We start from the raw sequence: 23,313 nt of genomic DNA, 5'->3' as shown, positions 1-23,313 counted from the left end.
AGACCCGGCATCTTTTTTTTACGCAGCGGCACATGCTTTTGTCACCCCCGCGAAAGCGGGGGTCTCATTTGATACCGAAATGGGATACCCGCTTTCGCGGGTATGACGGTGAGTCCGTTACGTTGCACCCGCGCCATACAGCGCCGTGCTCAGGTATTTCATGCCGCTGTCGCAGGCGATGGTGACGACCGTTTTGCCTGCGCCGAGGCGTTCCGCCAGTCGCAGAGCGACGAGTACATTGGCGCCCGTGGATGTGCCGGCGAAGATGGCTGCCTCGCGCGCCAAGCGGCGCGCCATGGCCATGGCATCGGCGCTGCTCACCGGCGCGATTTCGTCGGCAAGATCCGGGCGCCAATGCGGCATCACGAAGCCCGGCCCGGTGCCTTCGATCTTGTGGCTGCCGCTCGGGCCACCGGACAGCACGGCGGATTCCACCGGCTCGATGGCGGTGACATGCAGGTTCGGGTTCAGTTCGCGCAGCTTTGTGGCGATGCCGCGCAGTGAACCGGCGGTGCCAACACTGTGTACGAAAGCATCGATCTGGCTGCCGCTCTGCTGCCAGAGCTCGTCGGCCATGCGGCCATAGGTGGCAAAGACTGACGTGTTGTTGAACTGATCGGTCCAGTGGCTGCCCGGCAGGCTGGCGGCGATCTGCCGCGCCACTTCGATCATTTCCAGCGTCAGCGCCCTGGTGGTGCCGCCGGTGGGGCTTGGCACCAGGGTAAGCCTGGCGCCCAGCGCCGCCATATGGTCGCGCTTCTCCTTGGAGAAGGCTTCCGAGGTGACGATCTCCAGCGGAATACGCTTCGCGGCACAGACGAAGCTGAGCGAAACGCCGGTACTGCCGCCGGTATATTCCACCACAGAGCCGCCCGGCTTGAGGCGGCCATCGCGTTCGGCCGCCTCCACCATGGCCAGCGCCATGCGGTCCTTCATGCTGCCGGTGGGATTCTCGTATTCGAGTTTCAGCAGCAGCCGCGCGGCGCCGGGCTTGTGCAGCCCGGTCAGCGGCACCAGCCGGGTGCCGCCGATGCAGTCGAGCATGGTCATCTGCCGGTCAGATCAGGCCAGGATGCGCCACAGGATCACCAGCATGCCGATCACGCCACCGAAATAGGCCAGCGTGCGCGCCCACGGGATGCCGGCGGTGTAGACCACGGCATGTACCAGCCGGGCGAAGAAGAAAAGCTGCGCGCCGGCGATGGTCATGGCGTCGCTCTTGCCCGCCGCCTGGGCGATCAGCACCAGGGCGGCAAACGGCACCAGGTTTTCCACCAGGTTGAGATGGGCGCGATGGGCGCGGCCGATCCAGCCCTGGCCGGCGGGAAAATCCTCGCGGTTGCCGGCAACGGTGTAGAGGCCGCGCTGCACGATGAAGCCGAGCGTGTAGGGGAAGGCCAGCAGCAGGCAGAGCAGGGAAGAATAGGTGAGCATGGTCAGTTCGGTGGTCATGGTATTTCCTCCGTTATGAAACAGGATTGGCGTTATGAAACAGGATTGTCGGGGTTGATGCGCGGCTGCAGCACCAGGGCTGCAAGGCGCAGGATATCGGCCAGCGCGGCGCGGTCGGCGCCGCTCTTGGCGGCAACGATCAGGCCGTTGGCGGTGCTGGTCATGTAACGGGCGAGGCTGTCGGCCGGTTCCATGCTGGCGATTTCGCCCCGCGCCTGGGCGGTGGCAATGGCGCCGCGGAAGGCCTCGGTCATGGCTGCCATATGGCCGGCGGCGCGGCTGGCCACAGCGGCATCATGCGGCGCCAGCTCCATGGCCGAATTCACCATCAGGCAGGCGCGCCGCTCCGGGAAGGCGAGCAGGAAATCGATCAGCGCCAGCCCGGCCTGGTGCAAGGCCACCAGCCCGGCATCGGGGGCCTTCAGCGGCGCCAGCAGCTGCGCCTCCAGCGTGGCGCAGTAACGCTCCAGCGCCGCCATGAACAGCCGGGTCTTGTCGCCATAGGTGTCGTAGAGGCTCTGGCGGCTGACGCCCATCACCTGCACCAGCTGGGTCATGCCGGTATTGTGGAAGCCCTGGCGCCAGAACAGGTCCATGGCGCGGAGCAGCGCATCCTCGGTATCGAAGCTTTTCGGCCTGGCCATGATTGCTAGAATAGAAATTCTGGAATGATCAGTCAATAACAATAAATTGTTGCAATCAGTCAGAATCCGGCGCAACTTGCGGTTAACCATAGTCGAGGGGGAGCAGAATGCTTAAATCCCACAACCCGCCGGACGCGATGGCGCCGGCCGGGGCCTATAGCCAGGGCATCGAAGTGCCCATGGGCGCCAAGCTGCTGTTCATTTCCGGCCAGGTCGGCACCGATGCCACCGGCCGCACCGGCATCGGCATCCTGGAACAGGCGCATATGGCCTGGGCCAATCTGGGCGCAGTTTTGCGCTCTGGCGGCATGGAACCCAAGGATATCGTTAAGCTGACGGTGTATTACGCCGGCAGCCTGGATATGAACGACGCCATGCGCAGCGCCGTGAATGCGATCCGCAGCCGCTTCCTGGGCGAGCATAAGCCGGCCTCCACCGCCCTGGTGGTGCAGCGCCTGATGCGGCCGGATTGGCTGATCGAGATCGAGGCGGTTGCTGCCCGGCGCTGACGCGCCGGGGAAAGATCGGGCCGCCCGGCGCTGAGGCGCCTGGCTAAGGGGGCGGCGCCAGCTACCGGAAGGCGAACTGCTCACCCCGGGGAAGCCTGGGGCCTTGGTCCCGGCGCCGCGTTCCTCTATACTCCCGCCATCATGCCCAGCGACGATGCGTCTATAATCACGCCGGCGGAAGGTTCCTCAACCCCGCCGGCCCGCCGCCGAATTATCCCCCTCTCCGATACAGTTTCCGGCCCGTGCCGGCGCGGGAGCGCGTGATGGCGCTGTCAGCCGAACTGGCCCTGATTGTCGGGCTGATCCTGCTCAATGGCGTGCTGGCGCTGTCGGAACTCGCCGTGGTCTCGGCGCGCAAGACGCGGCTGCAAATGCTGGCCGCCCAGGGCAATGCCGGCGCCGAAGCGGCGCTGAAGCTGGCCAACGATCCCGGCCGCTTCCTGTCCTCGGTGCAGATCGGCATCACGCTGGTCGGCATTGCCGCTGGTGCCTTCTCCGGCGCCACGCTGGCGGATCGCCTCAGCGCCTATCTGATGCAAAGCTTCGGCTGGACCGAAGCCTGGGCCGATGGCGTTGCCTTCGCCATCGTGGTCTCCGCCGTCACCTATCTCTCGCTGATTGTCGGCGAACTGGTGCCGAAGCAGATCGCGCTGCGCAATGCCGAGCGCATGGCGGTGCTGGTGGCGCGGCCGATGGTGGTGGTGGCACGCGTTGCCTCGCCAGCCGTGAGCCTGCTGGATTTCTCCGCCCGCCTGGTGCTGCGGCTGCTGGGCGCGAAAGCCGAATCCGCCGAGCAGGTGACGGAAGAAGAGATCAAGACCCTGGTGGCGGAAGCCGAGAGTGCCGGCGTGGTGGAGCCGGCCGAACGCGCCATGATCGCCGCCGTGATGCGGCTCGGCGACCGCCCGGTGCGCTCGGTGATGACGCCGCGCACCGATCTCGACTGGATCGATCTGGATGCGCCGCTGCCGCGCCAGTTGGCCACCTTGCGCGGCTCGATCCATGCCTGCTTGCCGGCGGGCCATGGCGGCATCGATCATGTGCACGGCCTGCTGCTGGTGAAGGATGCGCTGGATGCGGTGATCGATGGCAAGCCGCTGGAACTGGCGCCGCTGGTGCGCCCCGCGCCCGTGCTGCCGGAAACCGCCGATGTGCTGGAAGCCCTGGAGCAGCTGCGCCATTCGCCCACCGGCATCGCCCTGGTGGTGGATGAATTCGGCACGCTGCAAGGCGTCGTCTCGGCCGCCGATATCATGGAAAGCATCGTCGGCGAACTGGCGACGCCGGAAGGCCCGGTGGAGCCCTGGCTGGTGGCGCGCGAGGATGGCTCCTGGCTGATCGACGGCCTGACGCCACGCCATCACATGGCCGAGGCGCTCGGCATCGCGCTGCCGGACAACGAGGATGATTACGATACGGCGGCGGGCTTCGCCCTGGCGCGTTTCGGCTCGATCCCGCAGACCGGCGACCATGTGCAATGGAAGGGCTGGCGCTTCGAGGTCGTCGACATGGATGGCCGCCGCATCGACAAGCTGCTCGCCGCGCGGCTGGAAGGCTGACCGCCAGGAGGACTGGAAGCCATGGGCCGACAGCATGTAGACTGCCGGCGTGGCTCTGCGATAAATTCCAGCTTTGGGCGAACCAAAAGCAAGCACGCTGCATGACGTTGCAGACAGATACAGTTTACTCCCGTTCGTTGGTGCTGCTGATGCATAAACTGGTCCCGAACAGTGCGTCATGACTGCCACTGTGCAGCCCGATCTGGTCGAGCAGGCCAAACATGCGGCTTTTCTGCTGCTCCAGGGCCAGGTGGATGCCGCCGCCGCGCTATGCTGCCGCATCCAGGCGATTGACGGCAGTGTCAGATGGCTCAGCGGTTTCACCGAGCTGCTGACCTGGGTCCTGCCGAAGTCGCAGCTTTATCCACTGATCCGTGCCCTGGTCGATGCCGGTTTTGCCAATCCGCGCAGCTTAGATCTGCTGGCCAGCGCTGCCTCCTGGGCCGGCAATCCACAGGCGGCCCGTCAGGTGATGGACCTGGAACGGTTTCTTGCCGTAGCTCCCCTGCATGGGCCAGACGATCCTGACCTGCCCCTGCTGGCCGCGGAACTGAGCGGCGACATGCTGGATTACCATCCCGAATATCGCTCGATCCGCAGGGGCTGGCGTCGCAAACATCTGGAACAGGTGGACAGCGCGGTGCTGCGCCGCATGTTTGATCGGCTGCGGCGCATGGCGCTGGATTATGTCGAGCGGTTGCCGGTCGATCCAGACAATCCTTTCCTGCGCAGCCGCCCATCCAACTTTGGTCTGCTCGGCTGGGGCGTGGTGGCGGATGCCAATACGCATCTCGTGTCGCATCTGCACTCCCAAAGCTGGATCAATGGAGTTTATTACGTTGCCGTTCCGCCGGTGGTGGCGGATGCGGATGCAGTGGACAAGCCAGGCTGGCTGCGCGTCGGGCCTGCGGCGGATTATGGCTTCACGGCCGCCGATGGCTGGGATGAGCGCTGGATTCAGCCGCAGCCAGGTCTCGTCGTGCTGATGCCGAGCCATTTCAGCCATGAGACCCGTCCGCTGAACCGGGGCGATGAGCGGCGCATCTGCGTGGCTTTTGAACTCTATTCTCAGGTTTTGTAGCTCGGATCGGTCCGGTCGAGTTTGCGCAGCAAGGCCGGCCAGGCGAGCTGGCCGCCACCGCCGCCATGGGTGACTTTCTTCGCCGCTTCGGCGATGCCGGCGACGATGGCCGGATCCACCGCGCGCAAGGCCGCACCGCCGCTTTGCGCCAGCACCTGGGTGGCGCAGGCGCGTTCCAGCACATAGATGGCGAGAAACGCATCGGCGATGCTGCGGCCCACCGCCAGGGTGCCGTGATTGCGCAGCAGCATGGCGTTGCTGGTGCCGAGATCGGCGACCAGGCGCTGCTTCTCGTCGGGATTCAGCGCCACGCCTTCGTAATCGTGATAGGCCAGCTGGGCATAGGGAAACAAAGCCGTCTGGCTGATCGGCAGCAGGCCGCCTTCCTGGGCTGAGACGGCGACGCCCGCCGGCGTATGCAGATGGATGACGCAGCCGGCATCCTCGCGCGCCTCATGCACGGCGGAATGGATGGTGAAGCCGGCGGGATTGATCGCGGTCGGTTCGTCATCCACCACGTTGCCGTGGATATCCACCTTCACCAGGCTGGACGCGGTGATTTCCTCGAACATCAGGCCGTAGCGGTTGATCAGGAAATATTCGTGGCCGCCTTCTTCCTGCACCCGCGCCGAGATATGGGTGAAGATCAGGTCGTCCCAGCCATACAGCGCCACCAGCCGGTAGCAGGCGGCAAGATCGATGCGGGTCTGCCATTCGGCATCCGACATGCTGCGGCGGTTCGTGGAACCCGAACTGGCGAGGCTGGCAATCTGGCCCATGCTCTGGCCCTCCCTGTAGCTGGCCTGTTTTGGCGACCAGTCTGGGCCGGCTGTCCGACAAAGGGAAGGGAGCGTTTGGGCAAAAAAAGGGGCCGCAACAACGTTGCGGCCCAAGTCTAGGGAGGAAACGCCCGAGAAGGGCATGCAGCAAGCCGGGAAGCGTTGCTGCGATGCACAATGTATCGATATCGATGGTGCGGCGCAAGAGGAAATTTGTGAAAAAATACTAATGGCCCAAGCCATTGTTTTTGTGGGCCTATCCAAAAAATGCGGCAGTGTTGCTGTCCTGCAACAGGTGTAGGGAAATGCTGCACTAGCGAAGGGCCGTGCCGGCGAAATCTTGCATGTAAGAAAAAGACTTAGCCGGAATTTAGGCAGGTGAGATGCCTGCCTTATTTCCAGGCAGACAGCCAGGCGGGAAAATCATCCGCTGCCATGGGTGGAGCGATCAGGTAGCCCTGCACCACGTCGCAGCCCAGCCGCAGCGCGCAATCCCAGTCTTCCTGGCTCTCGATTCCTTCCGCCACGGTGCCGATGCCTAGGCTGCGGGCGAGGCGAATCGATGATGCCATGATGGCACGGGCGGAGGGATCGGCGGCGGCGCCGGTAACGAAGCGGCGGTCGATCTTCAGTTCGTCGAACGGGATACGCTGCAACTGTTCCAGCGAGGAATAGCCGGTGCCGAAATCGTCGATGGAGAGGCCGAAGCCCTTCAGCCGCAGCCTTGTCACCACTTCCAGCGCCGGGGCCAGATCCTGGATCAGGCGGCTTTCGGTCACTTCCAGCAGCAGATCCTCGGCCACCAGGCCGTGACGCGCCACCGCCGAGGCCACTTGATCGGGCAGTTTCAGCCGGGTCAGGTCGGCGGCGGAAATGTTGATCGCCATCTGCAGCCGGTGGCCCTGGCGGTGCCAGCGCACCAGGGCGGCAAGCGCCTGTTCCAGCACGGCATCGAATAAGGGCTCGGCGGCGCTGCCGGTTTCGGCGATCGGCACGAAATCGGAAGGCGGGATGATGCCGCGGCTGGGATGCAGCCAGCGCGCCAGGGCTTCCACGCCCACCACGCTGCGTTCGCGCAGGGAAATCTTCGGCTGCACCGCGATGCTGATATCGCCGGCGCGCAAGGCATCCAGCAGGTCGGATTCGCTCACCGGCAGCAGCGGCAGCACCGGCGCCGCCTGGCGCTGGCCGGGCTTGAGATGCGCCAGCAGGGCATCCATCTTGGCGCCGGTGAGCGGTTTTTCCACCACGCCGATGATGTTGAGTTCATGGGCGCGCGCGAGTGTCTCGGCAGTGCGCAGCAGGCGCGGATTCTCGCCCGAGATCAGGGCGAGCTGGCCCTGGAAATGGCGCGCGGCAAGATGCCGCAGCACCTCGATGCCATCCATTACCGGCATGTTGAGATCAAGCAGGATGAGGTCAACCGGCCGCGCGGCATTGGCCAGGGCTTCCATCGCTTCCTGGCCATCGGCATAGGCGCTGCAATGGCCGATGCCGTAGCGCCGCAGATAGGCCAGGGCCACGTCGCGCATCAGCTTGGTGTCGTCCACCACCATGACCGACAGCGAAGCGGGATCGAACCCGGACAAAATCAACCCCCAAGCCAGAGCAACGGAAAAGGCCGCCCCAGCTTAACCAAAAGCCGGGTGCGGCGCTGCCGCTAAATGTGGTCCTGGTGACGCTTACGTCAAGTCATCGGGCACTAGCGTGCCTGGGCATGATATTCGTCGTTGGGTAGCATCTCGATGGCGGCGGCCATACGGTTCGACATGTTGAAGAAGCTCGCCGTGGCGGCAATGTCCCAGATATCGCGGTCGCTCCAGCCGGCCTTGCGCAAGGCGGCGCGGTCGGACTCCACCATCTTGTCCGGCGTCTCGGTCAGCTTGGCGGCGAAATCCAGTGCCGCGCGCATTTTCGGCGTCAGATCGGCAACGCGGTAATTCATCACCATCTGCTCGCCCAGCTTCGGATCGCCTGAAAGCGCCCGCACTGCCGCGCCATGGGCGGTGAGGCAGTAATAGCAATGGTTGATCGAGCTGACTGCCACGGCGATCATCTCGCGTTCGAGCTTGGAGAGGCCCGAGGGCGCCAGCATCAGCTCGTTATACATCTCGGTGAAGCCGCGCAGCTTCTTGGCATCGAAGCTGTAGGTCTGCAGCACATTCGGCACGAAGCCGAGCTTCTCGTCGCATTTGGCGAAATAGGCCTGGGTGTCGGGCTCCAGCTTGGCGCGCGGCGGTGCCGCGATATCCAGCGCATGCAGCTTGGGCGTCTTGGTCTTGCCGATTTTGGTCCCGGTCTTAGCTTTGTTGCCCGCTTGGGCTTTGGTATTGGCCATGGTGTTTCCTCCTGGGTATGGCCAAAGCCTAGAAGGTTTCCGGCAGGCACGGAAGCGGCAGGCGGTGGGCCTGGATCGTCTGCCCCCCTTGTCGTCATGCCCGCACTTGATGCGGGCATCTCAATCAGGTGGCCAAAGATGCGCGGATCAAGTCCGCGCATGACGGCTTATGGAGGGAGAGGGCCTCAGTCCTTTAGCTGTCATTCCCGCGAAAGCGGGAATCCCATTTTTCCTCGGCTGACCGAAATGGGACCCTCGCTTTCGCGAGGGTGACAATAAAAAGGTTTCTCTGGCAACCATTCGGAGGTGCCCGTGTCAAGCCGGGCATGACGGAGAGGGAAATGGCTCAGTCCCTAACCGTCATTCCCGCGCAAGCGGGAATCCCATTGTCACAACGAAACGGGGCCCTCTGTAAGCGCGCGACGCCTGACGGCGTTCGTGGGCGCACAGGCCCGAAGGGCTGGCGCGAGGGTGACAATGACGAAGAGTGCGAAGCCTTACGCTTTATCAAAGCCGTCGCGGAAGCCGCTGATACGGCACAAACGCGGGGCCACGCACATCATGGCCAGCGGAAATTCACCGCTTCCAGGTTTTCGAGTGCTTTCGGCAGGCGCGCACGCAGTGAGGTGAGCTGTGCCGGCACCGGCTCCGGCACAGCGCGGTCCTGTGCCGGCAGGATCGTGCCGATGAAATAAAGTCCGGGACGGTCGATATCGATTGGCGCGCTGCGTATGTCGATATAGCCGAACCCGACGCTGCCAATATAGCCGCTTCGTTGCCCACTGCGGGTAAAGACCTGGAAGCGCAAACCGCGAATGCCGACCGCCACCGGCACGGCAATGATCTGGCTGGCAAACATGTGGCGGATATTGATTGCCGGCATACTCGAATGGTGGAGCTGCACATAATCGACACCGCCCAGACCATCGGCGCCGATCAGGATGATGGCCTTGCCGGGCGGCAGCGGCTGATCCTGCAGCAACGGCTGCGGATACATCTCGAAGCCGGGTGCCGTGGTGACGCAACCGGCCAGCGGCAAAGCCAGGGAAGTGAGCAGCAGCCGGCGCGTCAGCATCACCGTGGATCAAACCCGTCGCGGAAACCGCCGACCTGGCCGCGATGGCGCAGCAGGTGGTCGGCAAGCACGCAGGCGAACATGGCTTCGCCGACCGGCACGGCGCGGATGCCGACGCAAGGATCGTGGCGGCCCTTGGTGAGGATTTCGGTCTCGGTGCCGAAGCGGTCGAGCGTGGCGCGCGGATTGAGGATCGAGGAGGTCGGCTTCACCGCGAAGCGCACCACGATATCCTGGCCCGATGAAATGCCGCCCAGGATGCCGCCGGCCTGATTGCTGCTGAAGGCGGGCTGGCCGTTTGCATCAAGCCGCATCTCGTCGGCATTTTCCTCGCCGGTGAGTTCGGCCGAAGCCATGCCGGCGCCGATTTCAACGCCCTTCACGGCATTGATGCTCATCATCGCGGCGGCGAGATCGGCATCAAGCTTGCCATAGATCGGCTCGCCGAGGCCGGCCGGCACGCCGGAAGCATGCAGTTCGACAATGGCGCCGACGCTGGAGCCCGCCTTGCGGATGCCATCGAGATAATCTTCCCAGGCCATGGCAGCAGCGGGATCGGGACACCAGAACGGATTCTGCGTCACGCTGTCCCAGCGCCAGTTGGCGCGTTCCACACCCAGCTTGCCGATGCGTACCAGGGCGCCGCGGATCTGCACGGCGTCGCCGAGGATGCTTTTCAGCACTTGCCGCGCCACCGCGCCGGCGGCGACGCGCGCCGCGGTCTCGCGCGCCGAGGAACGGCCGCCGCCCCGGTAATCGCGGATGCCGTACTTTTTCCAGTAGGTGTAATCGGCATGGCCAGGGCGGAACTTGTCTTTGATCTCGCCGTAATCCTTGCTGCGCTGATCCTGGTTCTCGATCAGCAGCGAAATCGGCGTACCCGTCGTGCGGCCCTCGAAGGTGCCGGACAGAATCTTCACTTCATCCGGCTCGCGGCGCTGGGTGACAAAGCGTGAGGTGCCGGGCTTGCGCTGATCCAGCCAATGCTGGATGTCGGTTTCGGCCAGCGCGATGCCCGGCGGCGTGCCGTCGATCACGCAGCCCAGCGCGGCACCATGGCTCTCGCCCCAGGTGGTGACGCGGAAGAGCTTGCCGAAACTGTTATCGGACATGAGCTGTCAGTCTGCCTTCTTGCCGCCGATGCTCTGGAGCAATTCGGCCACTGCCGGCGCCTGATCCACCGCCACCATGCCGACGCTGTGATAGCCGCTATCGACATGATGCACTTCGCCGGTGACACCGCCGCCAAGGTGGCTGAGCAGATAGAGGCCGGCGCCGCCGACTTCATCGATGGTGACATTGCGGCGCAGCGGCGCGTTCAGTTCGTTCCACTTCAGGATATAGCGGAAATCGCCGATGCCGGAGGCGGCGAGCGTCTTGATCGGGCCGGCGGAAATCGCGTTGACGCGGATGCCACGCGGGCCGAGATCGGCGGCGAGGTAGCGCACGCTGGCTTCCAAAGCCGCCTTGGCGACGCCCATCACGTTGTAATGCGGCATCACGCGTTCAGCGCCGAAATAGGTCAGTGTCACCGCCGAACCGCCTTCGCTCATCAGCTTTTCGGCGCGGGCCATCAATGCCGTGAAGGAATAGCAGCTCACGTTCATGGAGAGCGCGAAATTTTCCGGCGAGGTATCGACGTAGCGGCCTTTCAGCTCTTCCTTGTCGGCATAGGCGATGGCATGCACCAGGAAGTCGAGCTTGCCCCATTCCTTTTGCAGCGTGGCGAAGACCGCATCCATCGAGGCGGCATTGGTCACGTCGCATTCCATGGTCAGCTTGGCGCCGATCTGGGCGGCCAGCGGTTCCACTCGCTTTTTCAGTGCATCGCCCTGATAGGTGAAGGCGAGTTCGGCGCCCTGGGCGGCCACCGCCTTGGCGATGCCCCAGGCCAGCGAACGGTCATTGGCCACGCCCATGATCAGGCCACGGCGACCCTGCATAAGGTTACCGGCATGGGGGGCTTGGGGCTGCGACATTGCCTTCCTCGACTTGTATGAAAAAACGGCACAAAAACCCTGCTGCCTGCGACTCGACGCCGCAGGCCGGGCGGATGGGCCAAGATAGCCGAAAAGCGCCTGCCGCGCCAAGCATCGCCGGGTCGCAATCTGGCTCTGTTTTCCGCTGTTTTCCGAGACTTGCGGCCTGGCTCATGCTGGCGGTGACAGGTTTTGTTGCAGTGGCCATAAGCGAATGTTCACGGTCATATGGCTTGGCAGCCGGAACCCGTCTTGGCACTGATCACCCTTGGCGGGCATTGGTTGGCAATCAGGGCTTGCCTAAGATTACACCCCTAGGATTATACCGGGAGGGTGCCGGTAATAAAGAGGATCAGGTTTATGCAGGCGGCAAGCGTTGGTGGAACGGCAAAGGGCGGCATGGGTATCCCGGTGATGCTGCGTATCATGGCGATCATTGCCGTGGCGGTGGGCAGCCTGTTCACCCAGATGCTGCTGGATGAGTTCGACCAGCGCGACCACATCATGCAGGAGCGCCGCACGGCTTTGCGCCACCTGGTGGAAACCGCCCATAGCGTGGTGGAATCCTATGCCAAGGAAGCCGTTTCCGGCGGCATGACCGAAGCCGCTGCCAAGGAAGCGGCGCTGAAGCGCCTGGAGGCTTTGCGCTACGAGAAGAACGAGTATTTCTGGGTCAACGACATGGGCCCGGTGCTGCTGATGCATCCGTTCTCGAAGCAGCTTGTCGGCAAGGATGTGTCGACCAATGCCGATCCCACCGGCAAACGGCTGTTCGTCGAGATGGTCAAGGTGGTGCGCGCCCAGGGCGGCGGCTTTGTCGATTATATGTGGCCCAAGCCCGGCTTCGAGCAGCCGGTGCCGAAGATTTCCTATGTGAAGGGCTATGCGCTCTGGGGCTGGGTGATCGGTTCCGGCGTCTATGTCGATGATGTCGAGGCCGAGGCGAAACAGTCGCTGAAGGATGCCATCATCGCGGTCAGCATCAACTGCCTGGTGCTGATCGTACTCGGCTTCCTGCTGGCGCGCTCGGTGGCCAAGCCGCTGCATGGGCTGACCGATGCGATCCTGAAACTGGCCGAGCGCCAGTGGCAGACGGAAGTGCCGCATACCGCCAAGCGCGACGAGATCGGCGCCATTGCCCGTTCGGTGCAGGTGTTCAAGCAGAACGGCATCGAGAATGAACGATTGCAGGAGGAGGCGGAAGCGCAGCGCCGCCAGGTGGAGGAGCAGCGCGCCGCCCGCGAGGCGCGCGAAGCCAATGCCGCCGAGCAGATCGCCGAACTGGTGCAGGCAGTGGCGGCGGGCGACCTCAACCGCCGCATCAACGAGAGCGACAAGGAAGGCTTCCAGCTCACGGTGAGCCAGCAGTTGAACTCGCTGACTGCGACGCTGCAGGGCGTCACCAGCGATCTTGCCCGCGTCATGCGCGCGCTCTCGGAAGGCGATGTCGGCCGCCGCATCACCGGCGATTACCGGGGCGTCTATGGCGAATTGAAGGATTCCGCCAACACCATGGCGGAACGCTTAAGCGAATTCGCCCGCCGCCTGGCGCATTCCGCGAACCAGCTGCGCGATGCCGCCGCCGATATTTCCAGCGGCTCGGAAGACCTGGCGCAGCGCACCGAAAGCCAGGCCGCGACGCTGGAAGAAACCGCAGCCGCGATGCATGAAGTCACCTCCACGGTGAAGCAGAATGCCGAGAACGCGCTGGCCGCCGACCGGCTTTCGGGCGAGGCACGGCAGACCGCGCAGCGCGGCGGCAACGTGGTCGGCGATGTTGTCGGCGCCATGGGCAAGATCGAGGACAGCGCCAGGAAGATCAGTGACATCATGGCGCTGATCGACGAGATCGCGTTCCAGACCAACCTGCTGGCGTTGAACGCTTCCGTTGAAGCCGCGCGTGCCGGCGAGGCCGGCAAGGGTTTCGCTGTCGTGGCGCAGGAAGTGCGCAGCCTGGCGCAGCGTTCGGCCAATGCCTCCAAGGAGATCAAGGCGCTGATCAGCCAGTCCAACGCCCAGGTGAAAACCGGCGCCGATCTGGCCAACCAGGCCGGCGGCGCGCTGGAGGATATCACCGGCGCGGTGCAGAAGGTCACCAGCATCATCAGCGAGATCGCTTCCGCGTCCGGCGAGCAGTCGCGCGGCCTGGATGAAGTGAATAAGGCCGTCACCAACATGGACGAGATCACCCAGCGCAATGCAGCCCTGGTGGAAGAGACCCATGCCTCGGCCCAGGCGCTGGCCAATCAGGCGCAGGAACTGGCCGAACTGGTCGGCTTCTTCAAGCTGGCGCAGCAGACCTTCGAGCAGCGCACGGCGCGGCGCATCGAGACGCGGCCGGGCGACCATGTGGTGCTGAACGGCAACCAGATCGCCTTGCGCAACTGGAGCACCATCGGCCTGCTGATCGGTCCGTTCAGCAGTGTGCCAAGCCTTGGCACCGCCATGAATCTCACCGTGGTGGTGAACACGCCGCAACAGGTCTTCCGCTTCACCGCCGATGCCGAAGTGGTGCGCATCGACGGCAATTATGCCGGCCTGCGCTACACCTGTGCCGATCCCGACATGGCCCAGGAAATCCGCGCCTATTTCGCGTCGGAGCGGTAAGGCGACTGCTTCGTCATTCCCGCGCAAGCGGGAATCCCATTTTTACAAGATAAATGGGACCCTCGCTTTCGCGAGGGTGACGAAAATGTAAAGACGTGGATGCCCCGGCCAAGCCGGGGCATGACGAATGAGGAGGCTGCGGCCTACGCCGTCGCCAGCATCCAGGCTTCGGCCGGCGGCGCCTTGCCGTCGAGCAGCGCGGCATAGACGCGGGCGAAATCGCTCGGGCCGTGGCCGGTGCTGATGTTCAGCCAGCCACTGGCGGCGCGCACGAAGGGCCGCCAGGCGGCGTCGATGCGGCTGTTCAGGCCGTCGCGGCCCCATTCCTGGCCGCGCATTTTCAAGCGGTCCGGGGCGAAGAACAGCACCGGCTTTGCGCCCGGCAGGTCGGCCATGCTGGCGCGCTTGTCGCGATGCGACAGGCCGACCATCAGGCTGAATTTCAGATTGTCGCGGAAATGCTGGTGCAGCGCGTTGCGGATCGGGCCGTTGCCGGCCATGTCGACGAACACGGCGGGCTTGCTGGCATCCAGGCTGGCAATCGCATCATAGCTCACGGCTTCATCGTAGCAGCCTAGGCTCTGCACAAAGCCGCGGTTGCTCTCCGCCGTCAGGCCGATGATGCGCGGGCGCTGCTGGCCCAGGCTCTGGCGCTGACTCAGGGCGTGGGCCAGGGCGAAAGCGGTTTTCGATGAGGCGCTGGCGATGATCACCTGCTCGGCGCCGAAGAATCCGGCATCGCCAAGCTGGTCATCGATCAGGAAGGACGTGACATAGAGCGGCTTGAGCAGCGCCTGCAGATCCTCATGCGCCTTGTCGTAGCCCGGATCGGCGGCGCAGCGCGTATAGAGGTTATAGGCCGCCGCCAGGCTGGCGCGGTGTTCGGCGGTTTCAACAAAGCTCGCCGGGGTGATGCGGCCCGGTTTCAGCGTCGCATGGCTGCCCATCGGCCAATAGCCATAGATGCGTTCGCCCGGGCTCAGGCCATCGCAGCGGCTCTCGGCGATATCGGCGAAACCCCAGACCGGCACGCGGCCCCAGGCCGGGTCGGCTGCGGGATAGAAGCGCCAATAGGCCATGCTGTCGCCCATGGTGGCGTAGGTGATGTTGTTGGCGGTGAAGGCGAAGCGGTCGATGCGCAGCCGGATTTCGCCGTCCTGCAGCGGCGGCAGGTCGTGTTCGACAACACGCGTCGCGGCCAGATCGCCGCGCGCTACCTCGAAATCCCAGGCTTTTGCCATGGCGCTTGCTCTCCGTTCCACCGGCCTCATCATGCCTGGGTCAAGGCTATTCAGGCATCAACAATTTGAAGCCCACTAGCCTTACTTAAGGCGTTTGCTAACTGCCGCATCTTAATTCTGTAGTTGCGAAAGGCCATTACTTGCATGGCTATCTCGGGGGGTGCGTTATCCAAATACTTAGACAGACGATGATCAATTGATCGGTTCAATTTTATACAATTATCATTGGGCAGGTTGCCCTTTAGGAAACTCAGAACCAGACCCACGAGATAGGAATCCTCTGCCCATAAGTCGACATCCACATCATCATTGAGTTGAGCAAACGCACCGGATTTTCCATCCCGAGGGTCAAGTTTGACATACTCCGACAGAACCATCTCCAGGAAGGCGCGATCAATGAGTGACATTAGTTAAAATTATAAAGCCGCGTCGCGATTAAGTCGCTGCGCGATACCTCGAAATCCCAGGCTTTGTCATTCCCGGCTTTTGCCATAGCGTTTCCCCTGCCGTGTAATCTAACGCCGTCATGCCCTGCGCAGGCAGGGCATCCACGAGTTTTGTAACAGAAAAGAAGGCGTGGATGGTCCGCCTACGCGGACCATGACGATTTATTGCTGTGGTCGCTTGAGTCAGACACCGACCAGTTTCCCCGCATGACGCCAGGGTAAGGATCAGCCCAGCAGGCCCTGCAGTTTCATGGCGATGCCCATGTTACCCTTCACCTTCAGCTTGCCCATCATGAAGGCGGTGGTGGGGTCGAGGTCGCCGCTGGCCAGCGCCAGGAAGTTGTCCATCGTGATGGTGATGGTGCAATCGGCCTCGGCATCCTCGTTCGACACGGTGTTGTTCACGCCATCGACGAACACGATGCCGTCGCTGCCGAAATCGAACTTGACGGTGGCGTTCAGGCCGCTGCCGGCGGCAACGCGGCTGGAGAGGTTCTGGGTGATCTGTTCGAGCGACATTGGCTTCCTCCCTGAAGTGACCCTTTGAACGGTCGCGCAAGCTACCTTGACGTTTACGTTAACGTCAAGGTAGCTTCGTATGAAATAACGAAGTGGGAGGAGTGGCCAGAACCATGGCGGGCTATCAATCGGTTTTTCGCCCCGGCCTGTTCAGCGGCCAGGTTGTCATCGTCACCGGCGGCGGCAGCGGCATCGGCCGCTGCACGGCGCATGAACTGGCCAGCCTGGGCGCCAAGGTGGCGCTGGTCGGCCGCAAGCAGGACAAGCTCGATACGGTTTTGGCGGAACTGCGCCAGGATGTGCCCGGCGTGGAGGCCGGCGGCTGGAGCTGCGATATCCGCGAGGAAGCCGGCGTCGCCGCCACCATCGCCGCGATCCTGAAGCATTTCGGCCGCATCGACGGCCTGGTGAACAATGCCGGCGGCCAGTTTCCGGCGCCGCTGTCCCAGATCAATCAGAAGGGCTGGGAAACCGTGGTGCGCAACAACCTCACCGGTGGCTTCCTGATGGCGCGCGAATGCTACACGCAATGGATGGCCGATCATGGCGGCTCCATTGTCAACATCATCGCCGACATGTGGGGCGGCATGCCCAATATGGGCCATAGCGGCGCCGCCCGCGCCGGGATGCTGAATTTCACCGAAACCGCCGCCTGCGAATGGGGCGTCAGCAATGTACGCGTCAATGCCGTGGCGCCGGGCTGGATTGCCTCGTCCGGCATGGACACCTACCCCGACTGGATGGGTCCGGTGATCCGCTCGATGCGCGACCGCGTGCCGTTGCAGCGCCTGGGCAACGAAGCGGAAGTATCCGCCGCCATCCTGTTCCTGCTCTCCCCGGCCTCGGCCTTCATCAGCGGCTCCTGCATCCGGGTCGATGGCGCGGTGCCGAATGCGCGGCCGAACTACCAGTTGCCGAAGCATCGCAAGTCGCAGGAATTCCCCGGCTTCCACCGCGCGGTGACGCCGAAAGTGCTGCAGGAGGAATAGGGCGTGGCGATCATCGAGTCCCGTATCGAGCCCGGCTCGGAAAGCTTCCAGCGCAATCGCGCCGAAATGCTGGCGCTGATCGAGAATTTCCGCGGCCTGGAACAGCGCGTGCGCGACACCTCCAATGCCAAGCTGCCGGTTTTCCAGAAGCGTGGCCAGCTCACGCCGCGCCAGCGCGTGGCGCATCTGCTGGATCGCGGCTCGCCCTGGCTGGAAATCTCCACGCTCAGCGGCCTGAACATGCATGACGACGATGGCGCCGAGAATATCATGGGCGGCGGCGTCATCGCCGGCATCGGCTTCGTTTCCGGCATCCGCTGCATGGTCACGGCGTCCGACAGCGGCATCAAGGGCGGCACTACGGCGCCGATGGGCCTGGCGAAATCCCTGCGGGCGCAGGAAATCTGCCTCAAGAACAAGCTGCCGCTGATCAGCCTGGTGGAATCCGGCGGCGCCAACCTGAATTATCAGGCCGAGATTTTCGTCGCCGGCGGGCAGAATTTCGCCAATATGGCGCGCATGTCGGCCATGGGCATCCCGCATGTCACCGTGGTGCATGGCTCCAGCACGGCGGGCGGCGCCTACCAGCCCGGCCTGTCGGATTATGTCGTGGTGGTGAAGAACCGCGCCAAGATCTTCCTCGCCGGTCCGCCATTGCTGAAGGCCGCCACCGGCGAAATCGCCACCGATGAAGAGCTTGGCGGCGCCGAGATGCACACCACGGTTTCCGGCGTGGCGGAATACATGGCCGAGGATGACGCCGATGGCCTGCGCATCGCGCGCGAGATCATGGCGCGGATTCCCTGGAACGAACGCCTGCCGCCGAACCAGGTGAAAAGCTACGCCGAACCGCGCTACAGCCCGGATGAACTCTGCGGCGTGGTGCCGGTGGATTTCCGCAAGCCCTATGACGTGCGCGAGGTGATCGCGCGGCTGGTGGATGATTCCGATTTCGTCGATTTCAAGCCGCTTTACGGCACCCATACGGTCTGCGGCCAGGCCACCATCCATGGCGAGGCGGTCGGACTGATCGGCAATAACGGGCCGATTGATGCGCAAGGCGCGGTGAAGGCGGCGCAATTTATCCAGCTCTGCGATCAGGCCGACACGCCGATCGTGTTTCTGCAGAATACCACCGGCTACATGGTGGGCCGCGAGGCCGAGCGCAGCGGTATCGTCAAGCATGGCTCGAAGATGATCCAGGCCGTCACCAATGCCCGCGTGCCGAAGCTGACCCTGCATATCGGCGCCTCGTTCGGCGCCGGCAATTACGGCATGTGCGGCCGCGCCTATGATCCACGCTTCATCTTCGCCTGGCCGAATAATCGCATCGCCGTGATGGGGCCGGAACAGGCCGCCGGTGTGCTCGCCATCGTGGCCGAAGAAAAATTCCGCCGCGCCGGGGCCGAGCCGGATGCGGCAATGATCGATGGCATGCGCCAGAAGGTGATCAAGCGCATGGAAAAGGAAAGCACGGCCCTGTTCGCCACCGCGCGGCTCTGGGATGACGGCCTGATCGATCCGCGCGATTCGCGCCGCCTCTTGGGCTATTGCCTCTCAATCTGCCGCGACGCCGACAGGCGCGTGCTTAAATCCAACACCTTCGGCATTGCCCGGATGTAATCACCATAAAAAAACAGGGACCAGAGGAAACCACGATGCAGCTGACCCATGAACATGAAGAAATCCGCAATAACGTAAAGAAATTCATCGAAACGGAAGTCAATCCGAACGTGGATGAATGGGAACGCGACGGCATTTTCCCGGCGCGCGAATTGTTCATGAAGATGGGCAAGCTGGGCTTTCTCGGCATCAACAAGCCGGAAGCTTATGGCGGCCTCGGACTGGATTATTCCTATCACATGATGATGGTGGAGGCTTTGGGCCACACCCATTGCGGCGGCGTGCCGATGGCCATCGGCGTGCAGACCGACATGGCGACGCCGGCTCTGTCGCGCTTCGGCTCGGATGAGCTGCGCAAGGAATTCCTGATCCCGGCGATTGCCGGCGAGATGGTCACCTGCATCGGCGTGTCGGAAGCCGGTGCCGGCTCGGATGTCGCCAGCATCAAGACCACGGCCAAGAAGGACGGCGGCGATTACGTCATCAATGGCGGCAAGATGTGGACCACCAACGGCACCCAGGGCGACTGGATGTGCCTGCTGGCCAATACCGGCGAAGGCCCGGTGCATCAGAACAAGTCGCTGATCATCCTGCCGCTCAAGACCAAGGGCGTTTCCATCGCGCGCAAGCTCGACAAGATGGGTATGCGGTCTTCCGATACGGCGCAGTTCTATTTCGATGATGTGCGCGTGCCGCAACGCTACCTGATCGGCCAGGAAGGCCATGGCTTCGTCTATCAGATGATGCAGTTCCAGGAGGAACGGCTCTGGGCGGCGATTTCCGGCCTGGCCGCCAAGCAGCGCTGCATCGACGACACGATTGACTATACCCGCCAGCGCAAGGCGTTCGGCCAGTCGATCCTCGACAACCAGACGGTCTATTTCCGCATGGCGGAATTGCAGACCGAGGTCGAGCTGCTGCGCTCGATCTGCTACCGCGCCTGCGACCTGATGCTGAAGGGCGAGGATGTGACCATGCTGGCCTCGATGGCGAAGCTGAAATCCGGCCGCCTGGCGCGTGAGATCACCGATTCCTGCCTGCAATATTACGGTGGCATGGGTTTCATGAATGAAACCCTGATCAGCCGCGCCTATCGCGACACGCGGCTCGGCTCCATCGGCGGCGGCGCCGACGAGGTGATGCTCTCGATCATCGCGAAATACATGGGCATCATGCCGGGCAAGAAGAAGTAAGCCGCATGACTGCCGCGCTGCTGCTCCAGCATGATGGCCCGGTTCTGCGTGTCACGCTGAACCGGCCCGAGGTGAAGAACGCGATGTCTGCCCAGATGGTGCAGGAACTCGTCGCCGCCTTCACCCAGGCGCGTGACGATGAAAGCATCCGCGCCGTGTTGCTGCGCGGCGCCGGCGGTGCCTTCTGTGCCGGCGGCGATATCAAGGATATGGCCGGTTCATCGGCGCCCGAAGCCGTGCAGGCGCGCAACCGTGCCTTCGGCGCCATGCTGGAACTGGCTGATCAATGCCCGAAGCCGGTGGTGGCCCTGGTGGAAGGCCCGGCGATGGGCGGCGGCTTCGGCCTCGCCTGCATCGCCGATGTAACGATCGCCGAGGCCAGGGCGAATTTCGCCATGCCGGAAGTCAGCCTCGGCATCCTGCCGGCGCAGATCGCGCCCTTCGTGGTGGCGCGGATCGGTTTCACCCAGGCCCGCCGCCTCGGTGTCACCGGCGGCCGCATCGATGGCGTGGAAGCCATGCGGATCGGCCTGGCGCATGATGTGGCCGATGGTGCGGAAGAGCTGGAAGCCAAGGGCAAGGCTGCGCTAAACGCCATCCTGCGCTGCGCACCCGGTGCGGTTGCCACCACCAAGGCACTGATGCGGCGGAGCCAGGGCGGCGATCTCGGCGCCACACTGGATGCGGCGGCGGTGTCGTTCGTTGCAGCACTTGGCAGTGCGGAAGGCCGCGAAGGTACCAAGGCATTTGTTGAAAAGCGCAAGCCCGCTTGGGCGGCGCAGGTATAGGGCCATACCATGCCGGCATTCGATACCATCCTGATTGCCAATCGCGGCGAAATCGCCTGCCGGGTGATCCGCTCGGCGCGGGCGCTGGGCTACCGCACGGCAGCGGTCTATTCCGAAGCCGATGCCGCAGCATTGCATGTGGCTTTGGCCGATACCGCGCGCTGCATCGGCCCGGCGGAAGCAGCTTTGAGCTATCTCAACGCGGCAGCGATCATCGCGGCAGCAAAGGAGATGGGCGCCGGTGCGGTGCATCCGGGCTATGGCTTCCTGTCAGAGAATGCAGATTTCGCTGCCGCCTGCGCCGAGGCTGGCCTGGTCTTCATCGGGCCACCAGCGGCGGCCATCGCTGCCATGGGCAACAAGGCTGCCGCCAAGCGCCGCATGATCAAGGCCGGCGTGCCTTGCGTGCCGGGCTATCAGGGTGAAGATCAATCCGATGCCGTGCTGCTGGCTGAAGCCAAACGCATCGGCCTGCCGGTGATGGTGAAGGCCGCTGCCGGCGGCGGCGGGCGCGGCATGCGCCTGGTGCAGGAGGAAAGCGCGCTGCTGGCGGCGATCCAGTCGGCGCGCTCGGAAGCCGGCAATGCCTTCGGCTCCGGTGAACTGATTCTGGAAAAGGCCGTGGTCGATGGCCGCCATGTTGAGATCCAGGTTTTCGGCGACAGCCAGGGCAACGTGATCCATCTCGCCGAGCGCGATTGCAGCGTGCAGCGCCGGCACCAGAAAGTGATCGAGGAAGCCCCCTCGCCGGCGGTGAATGCCGAGCTGCGCGCGCGCATGGGCGAAGCGGCGGTGGCTGCTGCCAAGGCAATCGGCTATGTCGGTGCCGGCACGGTGGAATTCCTGCTGTCTGGGGAAGGTGAGTTTTACTTCCTGGAAATGAATACCCGCCTGCAGGTGGAGCATCCGGTGACGGAAGCCATCACCGGGCTTGACCTGGTGGCTTTGCAATTGCGCGTGGCGGCAGGCGAGGCCCTGCCGCTGAAGCAAGCCGATCTGGCGCTCAGCGGCCATGCCATCGAAGTGCGGCTCTATGCCGAGGCGCCGCATAAGGGCTTCCTGCCGCAGAGCGGCGTGCTGGCTGCGTGGCAGCCACCATCTGATGTGCGCGTCGATCATGGCTTGGCGCCGGGCCAGGAGATCACGCCGTTCTATGATCCGATGATCGCCAAGATCATCGCCCATGGCGCCAGCCGCGAGGAAGCGCGCCGCCGCCTGATCCGTGCGCTGGAGGATACGGTGGCGCTCGGCATCGAAACCAATCGCGGCTTCCTGCTTGATCTGCTGCGCCATCCGGGCTTCGCGGCTGGCGCCGCCACCACGCGCTTCATCCCGCAATATTTCGAGAAACCGGCGGCGCCGGTGGCCGATGCATCCGCTTTCGCGCTGGCGGCGGCTTTGTTCTACGAGCGCGATGCGGCGCGATGGGGCCATGATGCCGCCGCTGCCTGGTCGAGCAACAAGGTGCTGGCCTCGCCTTTTGATCTGCGGCTGGGCGACGACGAAGCGCCGCAGCGCGGCATGATCGCGCCGCTGAAAGACCGCCAGTATCGCGTCACCCTGGGCGATGCGGTGGTCTCGGTGGCCTTGCTCGATGATGGCCGCGCGCGGCTCAATGGCGCCGAAGCCGGCTACCGGGCGCTGTTCCGCCGCGATGACCTGCTGCTGAAATTCGGCGCGCTGGATCTGGCTTTGCGTGATGCCACCTATGCCCCGCGTGGTGGTGAGGGTGGCGCCGGCGATGCCGAATTGCGCGCGCCGATGAACGGCAAGATCGTCGCCGTGCTGGCACAGACCGGCGACGCCGTGCGCAAGGGCCAGGCGGTGCTGATCCTGGAAGCGATGAAGATGCAGCATGAAGTGACGGCGCGGCTGGATGGTTTGCTTGAAAGCCTGGCGGTGAAGCCGGGCGATCAGGTGGCGACGCGGCAACTGCTTGCCGCACTCAAGCCAGCATCATGACAGGCGCCGCCACCGGCGCCGTTATCCGGCCGATCCGCGAGGCGGACCTGGCCGGTTATCTCGCCTGTCTCGATCGCGTGGCGCGCGAACGCATCTATCTCGCTTTCGCCGAGGCGCCGAGCCCGGAGCAGGTGCAATCCTTCCTCGGCCAGATGATCAGGCGCGGCCTGCCTTTCGTGGTCGCCGAGCATGAGGCGGCGATTGTCGGCTGGTGCGATATTTTCGCGGCAGCCGATTCCGGCCAGCGGCCCGGCTTCGGCCATGTCGGGCGGCTCGGCATGGGGCTGGATGAAGGCCATCGCCGCCAGGGCCTGGGCGAGGCCATGCTGCGCGCGGTGCTCGATCTCACGGCGGGCTGCAATATCGAGCGGGTGGAACTGGAGGTCTATGCCTCCAATGAACCGGCCATTGCGCTCTACCGCAAATTCGGCTTCGAGACCGAAGGCACGCGGCGCCGCGCGCGCAAGCTGGATGGCCGCTACGACGATATCCTGATGATGGCGCGGCTGCGGCCGCCGCAGATGTGAAA

Annotated in this window: 23 protein-coding genes; 11 read left to right on the top strand and 12 right to left on the bottom strand. The window is 63.9% G+C overall.

Annotated features, from left to right (window positions below):
- Nucleotides 1-117 precede the first annotated feature (117 nt).
- The 3 genes from ACQY7X_RS06690 to ACQY7X_RS06680 are packed head-to-tail and all read right to left on the bottom strand — an operon-like array spanning nucleotide 118 to nucleotide 2,096.
- Nucleotides 118-1,050 carry a PLP-dependent cysteine synthase family protein gene (locus ACQY7X_RS06690; RefSeq protein ID WP_428249080.1) on the bottom strand — a complete coding sequence of 311 codons (933 nt, stop codon included), beginning with the start codon at nucleotides 1,048-1,050 and terminating at the stop codon, nucleotides 118-120.
- A gap of 12 nt (nucleotides 1,051-1,062) precedes the next feature.
- A complete protein-coding gene (locus tag ACQY7X_RS06685) occupies nucleotides 1,063-1,452 on the bottom strand; it encodes an MAPEG family protein (protein ID WP_428249079.1) in 390 nt (129 codons plus the stop codon).
- Between the two features lie 32 nt (nucleotides 1,453-1,484).
- Nucleotides 1,485-2,096: a TetR/AcrR family transcriptional regulator gene (locus ACQY7X_RS06680; protein ID WP_428249078.1), complete on the bottom strand. Its 612-nt coding sequence runs from the start codon at nucleotides 2,094-2,096 to the stop codon at nucleotides 1,485-1,487.
- 107 nt (nucleotides 2,097-2,203) lie between these two features.
- On the opposite strand from ACQY7X_RS06680, the gene ACQY7X_RS06675 reads away from it, so the two are divergent.
- The 3 genes from ACQY7X_RS06675 (at nucleotide 2,204) to ACQY7X_RS06665 (ending at nucleotide 5,245) form a co-directional block, all read left to right on the top strand.
- On the top strand, nucleotides 2,204-2,605 hold the full coding sequence (locus ACQY7X_RS06675) for a RidA family protein (RefSeq protein ID WP_428249077.1): 402 nt from the start codon (nucleotides 2,204-2,206) through the stop codon (nucleotides 2,603-2,605).
- A 263-nt stretch (nucleotides 2,606-2,868) separates the two neighbouring features.
- A complete protein-coding gene (locus tag ACQY7X_RS06670; RefSeq protein ID WP_428249076.1) occupies nucleotides 2,869-4,164 on the top strand; it encodes a hemolysin family protein in 1,296 nt (431 codons plus the stop codon).
- Between the two features lie 178 nt (nucleotides 4,165-4,342).
- The gene (locus ACQY7X_RS06665; protein ID WP_428249075.1) at nucleotides 4,343-5,245 is read left to right on the top strand and encodes a putative 2OG-Fe(II) oxygenase; all 903 of its coding nucleotides are present in this window, start codon (nucleotides 4,343-4,345) and stop codon (nucleotides 5,243-5,245) included.
- Here ACQY7X_RS06665 and ACQY7X_RS06660 read toward each other — a convergent pair.
- A complete protein-coding gene (locus ACQY7X_RS06660) occupies nucleotides 5,233-6,024 on the bottom strand; it encodes a class II aldolase/adducin family protein (protein ID WP_428249074.1) in 792 nt (263 codons plus the stop codon). The genes ACQY7X_RS06665 and ACQY7X_RS06660 overlap by 13 nt on opposite strands.
- A gap of 142 nt (nucleotides 6,025-6,166) precedes the next feature.
- Here ACQY7X_RS06660 and ACQY7X_RS06655 point away from each other — a divergent pair, with 142 nt between their 5' ends.
- Nucleotides 6,167-6,325: a hypothetical protein gene (locus tag ACQY7X_RS06655; protein ID WP_428249073.1), complete on the top strand. Its 159-nt coding sequence runs from the start codon at nucleotides 6,167-6,169 to the stop codon at nucleotides 6,323-6,325.
- Nucleotides 6,326-6,416: 91 nt separating this feature from the next.
- On the opposite strand, the gene ACQY7X_RS06650 is transcribed toward ACQY7X_RS06655, so the two are convergent.
- The 5 genes from ACQY7X_RS06650 to fabI all read right to left on the bottom strand — a co-directional run bounded on the left by ACQY7X_RS06650 (nucleotide 6,417) and on the right by fabI (nucleotide 11,416).
- A complete protein-coding gene (locus ACQY7X_RS06650) occupies nucleotides 6,417-7,613 on the bottom strand; it encodes an EAL domain-containing response regulator (RefSeq protein WP_428249072.1) in 1,197 nt (398 codons plus the stop codon).
- Nucleotides 7,614-7,726: 113 nt separating this feature from the next.
- A complete protein-coding gene (locus ACQY7X_RS06645; RefSeq protein WP_428249071.1) occupies nucleotides 7,727-8,362 on the bottom strand; it encodes a peroxidase-related enzyme in 636 nt (211 codons plus the stop codon).
- 559 nt (nucleotides 8,363-8,921) lie between these two features.
- The gene (locus tag ACQY7X_RS06640; RefSeq protein ID WP_428249070.1) at nucleotides 8,922-9,437 is read right to left on the bottom strand and encodes a hypothetical protein; all 516 of its coding nucleotides are present in this window, start codon (nucleotides 9,435-9,437) and stop codon (nucleotides 8,922-8,924) included.
- Nucleotides 9,437-10,549 (bottom strand): chorismate synthase, encoded by a 1,113-nt coding sequence (aroC, locus tag ACQY7X_RS06635; protein ID WP_428249069.1) that lies wholly within the window; start codon nucleotides 10,547-10,549, stop codon nucleotides 9,437-9,439. The genes ACQY7X_RS06640 and aroC overlap by 1 nt, the downstream gene beginning before the upstream one ends.
- Before the next feature lie 6 nt (nucleotides 10,550-10,555).
- Nucleotides 10,556-11,416 (bottom strand): enoyl-ACP reductase FabI, encoded by an 861-nt coding sequence (fabI, locus tag ACQY7X_RS06630; RefSeq protein WP_428249068.1) that lies wholly within the window; start codon nucleotides 11,414-11,416, stop codon nucleotides 10,556-10,558.
- 360 nt (nucleotides 11,417-11,776) lie between these two features.
- On the opposite strand from fabI, the gene ACQY7X_RS06625 reads away from it, so the two are divergent.
- Nucleotides 11,777-14,023: a methyl-accepting chemotaxis protein gene (locus ACQY7X_RS06625; protein WP_428249067.1), complete on the top strand. Its 2,247-nt coding sequence runs from the start codon at nucleotides 11,777-11,779 to the stop codon at nucleotides 14,021-14,023.
- A gap of 143 nt (nucleotides 14,024-14,166) precedes the next feature.
- On the opposite strand, the gene ACQY7X_RS06620 is transcribed toward ACQY7X_RS06625, so the two are convergent.
- From ACQY7X_RS06620 to ACQY7X_RS06610, 3 genes are all read right to left on the bottom strand, one after another.
- Nucleotides 14,167-15,264 carry a DUF2855 family protein gene (locus ACQY7X_RS06620; RefSeq protein ID WP_428249066.1) on the bottom strand — a complete coding sequence of 366 codons (1,098 nt, stop codon included), beginning with the start codon at nucleotides 15,262-15,264 and terminating at the stop codon, nucleotides 14,167-14,169.
- 50 nt (nucleotides 15,265-15,314) lie between these two features.
- The gene (locus ACQY7X_RS06615) at nucleotides 15,315-15,671 is read right to left on the bottom strand and encodes a hypothetical protein (protein ID WP_428249065.1); all 357 of its coding nucleotides are present in this window, start codon (nucleotides 15,669-15,671) and stop codon (nucleotides 15,315-15,317) included.
- A gap of 264 nt (nucleotides 15,672-15,935) precedes the next feature.
- Nucleotides 15,936-16,229: an SCP2 sterol-binding domain-containing protein gene (locus ACQY7X_RS06610; protein WP_341978281.1), complete on the bottom strand. Its 294-nt coding sequence runs from the start codon at nucleotides 16,227-16,229 to the stop codon at nucleotides 15,936-15,938.
- 113 nt (nucleotides 16,230-16,342) lie between these two features.
- On the opposite strand from ACQY7X_RS06610, the gene ACQY7X_RS06605 reads away from it, so the two are divergent.
- From ACQY7X_RS06605 to ACQY7X_RS06580, 6 genes are read left to right on the top strand one after another with little or no spacing between them, the layout of a single operon-like run.
- Entirely contained in the window at nucleotides 16,343-17,218 is an 876-nt protein-coding gene (locus ACQY7X_RS06605) for an SDR family oxidoreductase (protein ID WP_428249064.1), read from the top strand.
- Nucleotides 17,219-17,221: 3 nt separating this feature from the next.
- The gene (locus ACQY7X_RS06600; protein ID WP_428249063.1) at nucleotides 17,222-18,841 is read left to right on the top strand and encodes an acyl-CoA carboxylase subunit beta; all 1,620 of its coding nucleotides are present in this window, start codon (nucleotides 17,222-17,224) and stop codon (nucleotides 18,839-18,841) included.
- A gap of 35 nt (nucleotides 18,842-18,876) precedes the next feature.
- Complete coding sequence (locus ACQY7X_RS06595; protein WP_428249062.1) at nucleotides 18,877-20,034, top strand: acyl-CoA dehydrogenase family protein; 1,158 nt, start codon at nucleotides 18,877-18,879, stop codon at nucleotides 20,032-20,034.
- Between the two features lie 5 nt (nucleotides 20,035-20,039).
- A complete protein-coding gene (locus ACQY7X_RS06590; protein WP_428249061.1) occupies nucleotides 20,040-20,822 on the top strand; it encodes an enoyl-CoA hydratase/isomerase family protein in 783 nt (260 codons plus the stop codon).
- A gap of 9 nt (nucleotides 20,823-20,831) precedes the next feature.
- The gene (locus tag ACQY7X_RS06585; RefSeq protein ID WP_428249060.1) at nucleotides 20,832-22,784 is read left to right on the top strand and encodes an acetyl/propionyl/methylcrotonyl-CoA carboxylase subunit alpha; all 1,953 of its coding nucleotides are present in this window, start codon (nucleotides 20,832-20,834) and stop codon (nucleotides 22,782-22,784) included.
- Entirely contained in the window at nucleotides 22,781-23,311 is a 531-nt protein-coding gene (locus ACQY7X_RS06580; protein ID WP_428249059.1) for an N-acetyltransferase family protein, read from the top strand. Before ACQY7X_RS06585 ends, ACQY7X_RS06580 begins: the two co-directional genes overlap by 4 nt.
- Nucleotides 23,312-23,313: the final 2 nt, after the last annotated feature.

This window comes from Ferrovibrio sp. (assembly GCF_965278975.1).
Lineage (GTDB): Bacteria > Pseudomonadota > Alphaproteobacteria > Ferrovibrionales > Ferrovibrionaceae > Ferrovibrio.
The sequence above is the reverse complement of the archived record's forward strand: the minus strand, read 5'-3'. Positions and strand labels throughout refer to the sequence as shown.

Coding starts and splice junctions, on each gene's coding strand:
- ACQY7X_RS06690 (WP_428249080.1), bottom strand. CDS start 1,050: ATGACCATGCTCGACTGCATCGGCGGCACCCGGCTGGTGCCGCTGACC.
- ACQY7X_RS06685 (WP_428249079.1), bottom strand. CDS start 1,452: ATGACCACCGAACTGACCATGCTCACCTATTCTTCCCTGCTCTGCCTG.
- ACQY7X_RS06680 (WP_428249078.1), bottom strand. CDS start 2,096: ATGGCCAGGCCGAAAAGCTTCGATACCGAGGATGCGCTGCTCCGCGCC.
- ACQY7X_RS06675 (WP_428249077.1), top strand. CDS start 2,204: ATGCTTAAATCCCACAACCCGCCGGACGCGATGGCGCCGGCCGGGGCC.
- ACQY7X_RS06670 (WP_428249076.1), top strand. CDS start 2,869: ATGGCGCTGTCAGCCGAACTGGCCCTGATTGTCGGGCTGATCCTGCTC.
- ACQY7X_RS06665 (WP_428249075.1), top strand. CDS start 4,343: ATGACTGCCACTGTGCAGCCCGATCTGGTCGAGCAGGCCAAACATGCG.
- ACQY7X_RS06660 (WP_428249074.1), bottom strand. CDS start 6,024: ATGGGCCAGATTGCCAGCCTCGCCAGTTCGGGTTCCACGAACCGCCGC.
- ACQY7X_RS06655 (WP_428249073.1), top strand. CDS start 6,167: ATGCAGCAAGCCGGGAAGCGTTGCTGCGATGCACAATGTATCGATATC.
- ACQY7X_RS06645 (WP_428249071.1), bottom strand. CDS start 8,362: ATGGCCAATACCAAAGCCCAAGCGGGCAACAAAGCTAAGACCGGGACC.
- ACQY7X_RS06640 (WP_428249070.1), bottom strand. CDS start 9,437: ATGCTGACGCGCCGGCTGCTGCTCACTTCCCTGGCTTTGCCGCTGGCC.
- aroC (WP_428249069.1), bottom strand. CDS start 10,549: ATGTCCGATAACAGTTTCGGCAAGCTCTTCCGCGTCACCACCTGGGGC.
- fabI (WP_428249068.1), bottom strand. CDS start 11,416: ATGTCGCAGCCCCAAGCCCCCCATGCCGGTAACCTTATGCAGGGTCGC.
- ACQY7X_RS06625 (WP_428249067.1), top strand. CDS start 11,777: ATGCAGGCGGCAAGCGTTGGTGGAACGGCAAAGGGCGGCATGGGTATC.
- ACQY7X_RS06620 (WP_428249066.1), bottom strand. CDS start 15,264: ATGGCAAAAGCCTGGGATTTCGAGGTAGCGCGCGGCGATCTGGCCGCG.
- ACQY7X_RS06615 (WP_428249065.1), bottom strand. CDS start 15,671: ATGTCACTCATTGATCGCGCCTTCCTGGAGATGGTTCTGTCGGAGTAT.
- ACQY7X_RS06610 (WP_341978281.1), bottom strand. CDS start 16,229: ATGTCGCTCGAACAGATCACCCAGAACCTCTCCAGCCGCGTTGCCGCC.
- ACQY7X_RS06605 (WP_428249064.1), top strand. CDS start 16,343: ATGGCGGGCTATCAATCGGTTTTTCGCCCCGGCCTGTTCAGCGGCCAG.
- ACQY7X_RS06595 (WP_428249062.1), top strand. CDS start 18,877: ATGCAGCTGACCCATGAACATGAAGAAATCCGCAATAACGTAAAGAAA.
- ACQY7X_RS06590 (WP_428249061.1), top strand. CDS start 20,040: ATGACTGCCGCGCTGCTGCTCCAGCATGATGGCCCGGTTCTGCGTGTC.
- ACQY7X_RS06585 (WP_428249060.1), top strand. CDS start 20,832: ATGCCGGCATTCGATACCATCCTGATTGCCAATCGCGGCGAAATCGCC.
- ACQY7X_RS06580 (WP_428249059.1), top strand. CDS start 22,781: ATGACAGGCGCCGCCACCGGCGCCGTTATCCGGCCGATCCGCGAGGCG.